This is a genomic window from Dietzia sp. CW19, assembly GCF_014145265.1.
Classification (GTDB): domain Bacteria; phylum Actinomycetota; class Actinomycetes; order Mycobacteriales; family Mycobacteriaceae; genus Dietzia; species Dietzia natronolimnaea.
Genome location: NZ_JAALEE010000510.1, coordinates 8,288 through 10,801, shown reverse-complemented (window position 1 = coordinate 10,801; position 2,514 = coordinate 8,288). Strand labels below are relative to the sequence as shown.

At 71.8% G+C, this 2,514-nt stretch carries 4 protein-coding genes and 1 pseudogene; 1 reads left to right on the top strand and 4 read right to left on the bottom strand.

Translation table 11 applies throughout. The features are described 5' to 3' along the window. Positions 1-534, bottom strand: a pseudogene (locus G6021_RS14595) (allantoinase); the annotation flags it as partial. Positions 535-668: 134 nt separating this feature from the next. Between G6021_RS14595 and rraA the strand changes: the two are divergent. Beyond that, a complete protein-coding gene (gene rraA / locus G6021_RS14590) occupies positions 669-1,151 on the top strand; it encodes a ribonuclease E activity regulator RraA (RefSeq protein ID WP_182641592.1) in 483 nt (160 codons plus the stop codon). A 61-nt stretch (positions 1,152-1,212) separates the two neighbouring features. Here rraA and G6021_RS14585 read toward each other — a convergent pair whose 3' ends face one another. The 3 genes from G6021_RS14585 to G6021_RS14575 all read right to left on the bottom strand — a co-directional run bounded on the left by G6021_RS14585 (position 1,213) and on the right by G6021_RS14575 (position 2,481). Next, positions 1,213-1,596 carry a hypothetical protein gene (locus G6021_RS14585; RefSeq protein WP_179524198.1) on the bottom strand — a complete coding sequence of 128 codons (384 nt, stop codon included), beginning with the start codon at positions 1,594-1,596 and terminating at the stop codon, positions 1,213-1,215. 97 nt (positions 1,597-1,693) lie between these two features. Then, positions 1,694-2,239, bottom strand: a complete 546-nt coding sequence (locus G6021_RS14580; RefSeq protein ID WP_179526102.1) for a hypothetical protein — start codon at positions 2,237-2,239, stop codon at positions 1,694-1,696. A gap of 5 nt (positions 2,240-2,244) precedes the next feature. Continuing rightward, positions 2,245-2,481, bottom strand: coding sequence for an RNA-binding S4 domain-containing protein (locus G6021_RS14575; protein ID WP_182609886.1), 237 nt, complete (start codon positions 2,479-2,481; stop codon positions 2,245-2,247). Between the last annotated feature and the right edge of the window lie 33 nt (positions 2,482-2,514).

Sequence of the window (2,514 nt, the reverse complement as noted above, 5' to 3'; positions counted from 1 at the left end):
GAGCCCGCCGCGGCCGGCGACCTCCTCCGCCGCCGCCGCCAGGTCCTCACTGTTCAGGGTGGGGGTTCCCGCCACGCCCTTCCCGTCCGCCACGGCGGAGATCCCGAACACCCCCCGGTCGAGCAACGCGCCGAGCCGTCCGAGGTTGCCGGGCACCGCGGCGCCCCACAGGCCCACGTCGACGGACGACTCGCCGGTCACCCCCTCCCGCCACCGGTCCACCTGCTCCGGGTCGGTGGCCGACGGGTCGCCGTTCGTCCCGTAGTCGACCACGGTGGTGATCCCCCCGAGGGCGGCCGAACGGGTGCCCACCGCGACGTCCTCGGTGCTCACGTGCGGGTCCACCAGCCCGGGCATCAGAACGACGTCGTCACCCAGATCGATCGTGTGATCACCCGCCAACCCGATGTCCCGTGCCTCGGACCCGGTCCGCACGGAGGAGATCACGCCGCCGTCCACTGCGACCGCCGCCTGCTGGATACGACCGTCGACCACGGCGCGGCGGGCGTGGATCAGGAGCTCGTACCTGGCCACGGATCGGTCCTCCTACGTCTAGACAAATTTCTGTGACACCCTCGGGCGTCATTGTCCCCCACGGCCGAGGTCTTCCGGGGCAGCGTCGCCGGATAGCGTGGAGGGAGACCGAACTCAGACCAGGAGGGCCCGCCATGACCGACACCCCCACCGGATTCGTCCCCACCGCCGACCTCGTCGACGAGATCGGCGAGGGCGTCCGGAGTTGCGACACCCATTTCCGCGACCTCGGCGGCCGCACCGAGTTCTTCGGCCCGGTCTCCACGGTCCGGTGCTTCCAGGACAACGCGCTGCTCAAGAGCGTTCTGGGTGAGCCCGGAGAGGGTCGGGTCCTGGTGATCGACGGTGATGCGAGTGTGCACACGGCGCTCGTCGGCGACCTCATCGCGGAACTCGGTCGATCCAACGGATGGGCCGGCGTGGTGGTCCACGGCGCGATCCGCGACTCCGCGGTGATCGGCACGATGGACTTCGGGTGCAAGGCCCTCGGGACCAACCCCCGCAAGTCGTCCAAGACGGGCGCCGGGGAGCGGGATGTCACCGTGAGTTTCGGCGGGGTCGACTTCGTCCCCGGCGACATGCTCTACGCGGACTCCGACGGGATCGTGGTGCGCTGACCCCGGCGCGCACCCCACGCCGGGGCGTGGCGGCCGACGGGGTCGCCGAGCGGTCAGCGGATCAGGACGCGCCCGCGAAGGTGCCGACCGAGCCGACCGACAGCTCGCCGATCGAGGCCTCCGGCCCGTAACTGCCCAGCGACCCGGGCGCGTACGACCCGGTCGAGTTGGGCACGTCGACGGAGAGGACGACGGACCCGGTGTTGATGAGCGTCGTCAGCAGGTTCATCAGCGAGCCGGTGCCGAGGGAGCCGTAGCCCAGACTGCCGAGCGCGTCGATGGTCGCGGGATCGACCGACATGCACCGGGCGCCGTTCATCGTCTGGATCCACACGCAGAACGGGTCCGTCGGCTCCTCGGGCGCCGCCGTCGCCGACCCGGCCCCGGCGAGCAGGGCGGTGGCCATCAGAGCGGACGACGCCGCGGCGAGCAGGGTGGTGCGCATGTCAGGGAACCTCCGGGTAGGCACCCCACCCGGGCGTGGGGCTGTCCTCACGAAGTGTAACGGGTATCACACCGTCCGCGACCGGCGGCCCGGACGGTCATGCCTCGCGTCTGATCCACCGCAGGAGCGGGCCGAGGGAGACCCGGTCGGTGAGATCCAGCCCGCCCAGCTCGAGCATCGACTGCTCCTCCGGGGTGAGATCCGGTTTGCGGCGCAGTGCCGCCAGCGCGGTCTTGATCCCCAGCCGCTGCCGGAACCCGAGTTGGTCGGGGGTCACCACGCCGCGCAACTGGAACAGCTTGAGGTCCCGGAGCTGGTCGGCGGAGAACTCGCTCGACATCAGGTCGATCCGGGCGTCGTCGGTGACCGGGGTGGGGCCCACCATGACGACGGCGACCCGGCGACCGGCCTCCACGAGCGCCTCCCAGTTGTCCTTGATGAACCCCGAGCCGCCCAGACCGCCACCCGGACGCATGCCCGTCACCAGGACCACCGTCCCGGCCACCACGAGCTCGGCGGGATCCACGGCGTCGTGGTGGGAGCTGCGGGCGTCGAACTCCTCCGCCAACCAGTCCGCGTAGCGGCGGGCCCCCGGGTCGTCGTCGTGCAGCACCACCGGGGCCGGCACGGCGCCGGACGTCATCTCGTTCACTGAGGCCTCCCCTGCCCGTCACGGGCGACCACGCGGGCCGCGCGGCCACCGAACGCCACCACGTCGCCGTCGGCCAGTCCGCGACCGCGCCGCACGTCGACCTCCCCGTTGACGCTGACCGCGCCCGCCGCGACGGCGTCCTTGGCCTCCGCCCCCGAATCGAGCAGCGAGGCCAGCTTGAGGAACTGGCCGAGCGTGAGCTTGCTGCCCAGATCACATTCGACGTCGTCCACTGGTGGACCGGCCGGCGGTGTCACCCGCGCGGC

What these genes read in the sequence shown, in the direction of transcription:
- rraA (WP_182641592.1), top strand. Translation starts at nt 669, where the DNA reads ATGACCGACACCCCCACCGGATTCGTCCCCACCGCCGACCTCGTCGAC.
- G6021_RS14585 (WP_179524198.1), bottom strand. Translation starts at nt 1,596, where the DNA reads ATGCGCACCACCCTGCTCGCCGCGGCGTCGTCCGCTCTGATGGCCACC.
- G6021_RS14580 (WP_179526102.1), bottom strand. Translation starts at nt 2,239, where the DNA reads ATGACGTCCGGCGCCGTGCCGGCCCCGGTGGTGCTGCACGACGACGAC.